This window comes from Massilia horti, from assembly GCF_004614195.1.
Lineage (GTDB): Bacteria > Pseudomonadota > Gammaproteobacteria > Burkholderiales > Burkholderiaceae_D > Telluria > Telluria horti.
Genome location: NZ_SPUM01000093.1, coordinates 1 through 5,566, shown reverse-complemented (window position 1 = coordinate 5,566; position 5,566 = coordinate 1). Strand labels below are relative to the sequence as shown.

At 68.5% G+C, this 5,566-nt stretch carries 6 protein-coding genes and 1 pseudogene; all 7 read left to right on the top strand.

Translation table 11 applies throughout. From position 1 onward, the window contains the following. Nucleotides 1–228: pseudogene (locus tag E4O92_RS13925) on the top strand (flagellar basal-body MS-ring/collar protein FliF); the annotation flags it as partial. Continuing rightward, nucleotides 212–1,240, top strand: coding sequence for a FliG C-terminal domain-containing protein (locus tag E4O92_RS13920; RefSeq protein WP_135190337.1), 1,029 nt, complete (start codon nt 212–214; stop codon nt 1,238–1,240). The pseudogene E4O92_RS13925 and the gene E4O92_RS13920, both read left to right, overlap by 17 nt. Next, entirely contained in the window at nt 1,237–1,908 is a 672-nt protein-coding gene (gene fliH / locus E4O92_RS13915) for a flagellar assembly protein FliH (RefSeq protein WP_135190336.1), read from the top strand. The genes E4O92_RS13920 and fliH overlap by 4 nt, the downstream gene beginning before the upstream one ends. Then, nucleotides 1,908–3,224, top strand: coding sequence for a flagellar protein export ATPase FliI (gene fliI, locus E4O92_RS13910; RefSeq protein ID WP_135190338.1), 1,317 nt, complete (start codon nt 1,908–1,910; stop codon nt 3,222–3,224). The genes fliH and fliI overlap by 1 nt, the downstream gene beginning before the upstream one ends. Next, nucleotides 3,221–3,658, top strand: coding sequence for a flagellar FliJ family protein (locus E4O92_RS13905; protein WP_135190335.1), 438 nt, complete (start codon nt 3,221–3,223; stop codon nt 3,656–3,658). The genes fliI and E4O92_RS13905 overlap by 4 nt, the downstream gene beginning before the upstream one ends. Before the next feature lie 25 nt (nt 3,659–3,683). Further along, the gene (fliD, locus tag E4O92_RS13900; protein ID WP_135190334.1) at nt 3,684–5,054 is read left to right on the top strand and encodes a flagellar filament capping protein FliD; all 1,371 of its coding nucleotides are present in this window, start codon (nt 3,684–3,686) and stop codon (nt 5,052–5,054) included. A 15-nt stretch (nt 5,055–5,069) separates the two neighbouring features. Further along, nucleotides 5,070–5,459, top strand: a complete 390-nt coding sequence (gene fliS / locus E4O92_RS13895) for a flagellar export chaperone FliS (protein ID WP_135190333.1) — start codon at nt 5,070–5,072, stop codon at nt 5,457–5,459. Nucleotides 5,460–5,566 lie beyond the last annotated feature (107 nt).

The following is a 5,566-nucleotide window of genomic DNA, read 5'->3' as shown; positions in this document are numbered from 1 at the left end:
GGCGCGACTGGCCTGCCCGCGCCGGCCGCCGCCGCCAGCGCCGAACCGGCGCTGGGCGCGCCGCAAATGCCGGTGGTGCCGCTGCTGGAGAACTACGACTTGCCGCCGGCCGGTTCGGCGGTGGATGTGATGGTCGACCACCTCAAGGTCCTGGCCGGCAAGGAGCCGGAGCGGGTCGCCGAGGTGGTCAAACAATGGGTGCAGAAAAAACATGGCCGAACTGAATAATTACGGCGGCATGCCGGACGAAGGCACGCTCACTCCGGTCGAGCAGGCCGCCATCGTGCTGTTGTCGATCGGCGAAGAGCCGGCCGCCGCGGTGCTGCGCTGCCTCGAACGCGAGGAGCTGCTGGAACTGACCCAGGTGATGAGCCGCATGAGCGGCATCAAGGTCGACACCGTCAAGCAGGCGCTCCAGAACTTCTTCGACGACTACCGCCAGCAAAGCGGCCTGCACGGCGCCTCGCGCAGCTACCTGAAGCGCTCGCTCGACCTGGCGCTGGGCAGCGACATCGCCAACAGTGTCCTGAACACGATCTACGGCGACGCGATCCGGCCCAAGATGGCGCGCCTGCAGTACGCCTCGCCCAAGTGGCTGGCCGACTTCGTGGCCAGCGAACACGTCCAGATGCAGGCCGTGTTCCTGGCCTTCCTGCCGCCGGCGCTGGCCGGCCAGATCATCGAGGCCCTGCCACAGGAAGGGCGCGAGCTGGTGCTGCTGCACCTGGCGCGCCTGGATGAGATCGACCGCGAACTGCTGGGCGAACTGGAGCATCTGGTCGAGCGCTGTCTGGCCGCGCTGGACACCCAGAGCGCCAGCGTCGAGGGCGTGCGCCAGGTCGCCGAGATCCTCAACCGGCTGCCGACCAACCGCGCCGGCATGGTCGAGCTGCTGCGCGCGCACGACCCCGACGTGGTCTCGCAAATCGAGCTGTCGATGTACGACTTCTTCATCCTCTCGCGCCAGACCGAGCAGACCATCACCCGCCTGCTCGACGAAATCCCGCTCGAGCAGTGGGCGGTCGCGCTCAAGGGCGCCGAGCCGGCGCTGCGCGATGCGATCCTGACCGCGATGCCGCGCCGCCAGGCGCAAAGCTTCGAGGACCTGATGCGCCGCTCCGGCCCGGTGCCGCTGTCGCGCATCGAACAGACCCGCAAGGACATCATGGCCGCCGTCAAGCAGCTGGCCGACGCCGGCGAAATCGAAGTGCAGCTGTTCGCCGAGGCGACCGCCGAATGAAATCATTCCGGCCATATCACTTCCCGCCGCTGTCACAGCTGTCGCGCGCCGGCGCCCCCGCTGCCGCCGCCGGCCGGGAAGAAGCCTGGCAAGGCGCGGTCGCCGACGGCTACCGCCAGGGCCAGCGCGACGGCTACGACTCCGGCCTCGAACAGGGCCGCGGCGAAGGCTTCCCGCTCGGCCATGCCGAGGGCGTGGTGCGCGGCCTCGAGGAAGGCCGCGCCCAGGCGCAGGCCCATTTCGGACAGTTGGCCGGGCCGGTCGACGCCATCCTGGCCAGCCTGGAAAAGCTGCAGAAGGACTTCCGCGAAGCCCAGCGCAAGGAAGTGGTCGACCTGGTCGGCAAGATCGCGCGCCAGGTGATCCGCGCCGAGCTGGCCCTGCAGCCGGTGCAGCTGCTGGCGCTGGTGGACGAGGCGCTGGCCGCGATGCCGCCCACGCGCGACACGATCGAGGTGAGCCTGAACCCCGAGGAACTCCGGCGCATCACCGAACTGGACCCGAAGCGCGCCGCCAAGTGGACCCTGCTGCCCGACCCTGGACTGGAGCCGGGCGAATGCCGCGTCAAGGCCGGCGACCTCGAGGTCGACGCCGGCTGCCAGGGGCGGCTGGCCGCGGTCATGGAGCAGGTCGGCGAACAGCTGGCTGCGTCAGGCGAGGAGCAATGATGTCCGAGCTGGTCGAAACCTTGCGTTCGCTCGAGATCGGGGAGGTGCCGGTGGCCACCCCGACCGGGCGTCTGGTCGCCGTGCAGGGCCTGCTGCTCGAATCGGCCGGCGTGCGCCTGTACACCGGCCAGCGCTGCCGCGTCGAACTGGTCGACGGCGGCTGGCTCGACGCCCAGGTGGTCGGTTTCCGCGACAAGGTCTCGTACCTGATGCCGTTCAAGAAGGCGGCGGGCCTCGCCACCGGCGCGCGCGTGCTGCCGGTGGCCGGCAACACCACGCTGCCGATCGGCCGCCAATGGCTGGGCCGCATGGTCAACGGCCTGGGCGAGCCGATCGACGGCCTCGGGCGCCTCTCCGGCGACGCCGTGCTGGCGACCACCCCGCCCCGCGTCAACCCATTGAAAAAGACCCCGGTCGAGGAGCCGCTCGACGTCGGCGTGCGCGCGATCAACGCCATGCTCACGCTCGGCCGCGGCCAGCGCGTCGGCCTGATGGCCGGCAGCGGGGTCGGCAAGTCGGTGCTGCTCGGCCTGATCACGCGCCAGACCGTGGCCGATGTGATCGTGGTCGGCCTGATCGGCGAGCGCAACCGCGAGGTGCGCGAGTTCATCGAAAAGTCGCTCGGCCCCGAGGGCCTGCGGCGCGCGGTGCTGGTGGTGGCGCCGGCCGACGAGTCGCCCCTGATGCGCATCATGGCGACCGAGTTGTGCCACGCGATCGCCGCCCACTTCCGCGACCGCGGCCAGCATGTGCTGCTGCTGGTCGACTCGCTGACCCGCTATGCCATGGCGCTGCGCGAAGTGGCGCTGGCGCTGGGCGAGCCGCCCGCCACCCGCGGCTATCCGCCGTCGGTGTTTTCGAACCTGCCGCAGCTGGTCGAGTCGGCCGGCAACGGCGAGCACCCGGATGGCAGCATGAGCGCGATCTACACCGTGCTGGCCGAAGGCGACGACCAGCAGGACCCGGTGGTCGACACCGCGCGCGCGATCCTGGACGGCCACATCGTGCTCACCCGCGAGCTGGCCGAACGCGGGCACTACCCGGCGATCGACGTCTCCGCTTCGATCAGCCGCTGCATGGCGCAGGTGGTGCCCCCCAGCCACGCCCAGGCCGCGCGCAAGCTCAAGGCGGCGCTGGCGCGCCACGCGCGCGTGCGCGACCTGATCCCGCTGGGCGCCTACCAAAGCGGCGCCGACCCCGAAACCGACCGTGCGGTGCGCCTGCATCCGCACATCGAAGCCTTTCTCTGCCAGGGCACGCGCGAAGCCGCGCCGCTGGCCGACTGCGTCCAACAACTCGAAGCGATGATGGCATGAACCAGAACGACAGCATCCACAGCCTGGGCACCCTGGTGCGCCTGCGCAGCACCGAAGTCGAGCGCATGCAGACCGAGCTGGCGCGCCAGCAGGCCACCCGCGATCGCTACCAGGCCAACCTGGACCGGCTGGCGGCGCTGGCCGAAGGCAGCGGCGCCTCGGGCGCGCTGCCGCCGGCGCTGGCCCTGAACTGCGGCCAGTACAAGCAGGCGGTCATGGCGATGGCCGATGCCCACCGGGTCGACCTCCAGCTGCACGAGGCGAACATGGCGGTCGCGCAGCGCGACCTGAACGCGGCCAGCATCCGGCGCGAACTGCTCGGCAAAGTGCTCGAGCAGCGCCAGGCCGTGCTCGGGCGCGAACAGGAACGCCGCGCCAAACGGCGCGAGGACGAAGTGGCCACCCAGTCGTGGCTGGCAGGACGGGCCGCCTGAGGCCGCATAAACCAAGGAGCAAGAGATGACGAGCATTATTTCCAGCCCAACTTATGACCCGGCCAAGACCGCGGTCGCGCTCGCGGAAAAGCAAACCGAGATGCTGCAGAAGAGCCTGACCGCCCAGACCAAGAATGCCAGCACGGTCGACGCCGCCCTGACCAGGCTGCGCAACACGATCTCTTCGTTCCAGACCAGCCTGGGCGCGCTCACCGGCCTGAACAAGTCCATCTTCGCGCAGTCGGCTACCTTGAGCGACTCCACTCTTGGCAGCGCAACCGCCAGCCCCAAAGCCCAGGCCGGGACCTATTCGTTCTTCGTCGAGCAACTGGCCACTGCCAGCCAGATGTCGTACCGCGGCCTCATGGAAACCAACGGCACCACCGGCGAACTGGTGGTAAAGGTTGGGAGCGCCGAATTTACGGTCGACCTGGCTGCCGCCGCGCGCCCCGACGGCTGGCTCCTCCCGCAGGATATCGCGGCCGCGATCAATTCGAACCCCGACAACAAGTCGCTGGTAACTGCCTCGGTCATCAGGACCGGCACCGTCTACGAGCTGGTACTGACGGCCAACGCCACCGGCAAGTCCAGCGCGATCTCGATCGACACCAGCGGGCTGACCAATTCGTCGCTGAAAAGCTCCAACGGTTACGAGTTGACGGAGGGGCAGAATGCGATCATCCGCCTCAATTCGGAGGACGGCACCAAAATCGAGCAGAGCTCCAATACCTTCAGCATCATCGAAGGCGTGAGCATGACCTTCACCCGCGCCCAGGCCAGCGGCTCGTCGCCGGTGTCGGTGACCGTCGCCACCGACAACAAGGCCACGGGCGACAACATGCAGGCCTTCGTCGACGCGTACAACAAGCTCAAGACCGCGCTGGACGCCATGCTCGACCCGGGCGATCCGTCCAAGAACATCGCCCCTTCCGTCTTCGCACAAGACGCCGGCCTGCTCGCCCTGCGCGACCGCCTGGTCACCCTGCTGCGCCCGGCCGGCAGCGCCAGCCTGGCCGGCTACGGCGTCGTGGCGCAACGCGACGGCACACTGAGCCTGGACAAGGGCCGCCTGAACAAGCAGCTGGCGGCCGACCCGTACGGCCTGGACAAGCTGATGGGCAGCGCTGAGCTCAGCAAACCGACAGGCATCGCCGGCGCCCTCGACAAGTTCCTCAACGTCTGGTCCAACAGCACCAACGGCCAGCTCGTGAAGCGCCAGGAATCCAACACAAAGCTGCAAAAGACCCTGGCCGATCGCCAGCTGAGGCTCGACAACCAGTACAACGCCGCCTACCAGCGCTACCTGATGCAGTTCACCCAGCTGCAGGTGCTGCAGAACCAGATGACGAGCAACTCGACGATGTTCGACGCCCTGTTCGGCAAAGATTCCAAATAAAGAGATTCAACCATCATGTCCTATCAGGAAGCCTACGGCAGCTACCAGGCAGTCAACCTCGACGCCCAGACCTCGCGCGCCTCGCCGGTCGAGCTGGTGCTGCTGCTTACCGACGGCCTGCTCGACGAGCTCGCCCGCGCGCGCGGCCACATCGAAGGCAAACGCTATGAGCAGAAGGCGACGAGCATTAACAAGTGCGTCGACATCATCAACGGCATGGCCAGTTCGCTCGACTTCGAGCACGGCGGCGAGGTGGTCGCCAACCTGGCCAGGCTCTACGAATTCTGCGCGGTCCACCTGCAGGGCGCGGGCATCAAGCTCGACCCGACCATGGTGGACGAGGTGGTGCGCATCATCAGCTCGATCCGCCAGGGTTGGGCCGGAGTCCAGGCGCGCAATGGATAGGCGAAGCGCCATCGACAGGCTGCGCGCCGAGCTGGCCGATGCCGCCGCCGCGCGCGACTGGGACCGCCTGGCCGTGGCCACCCGCGCGCTCGGAGCGCGGGTGGCTG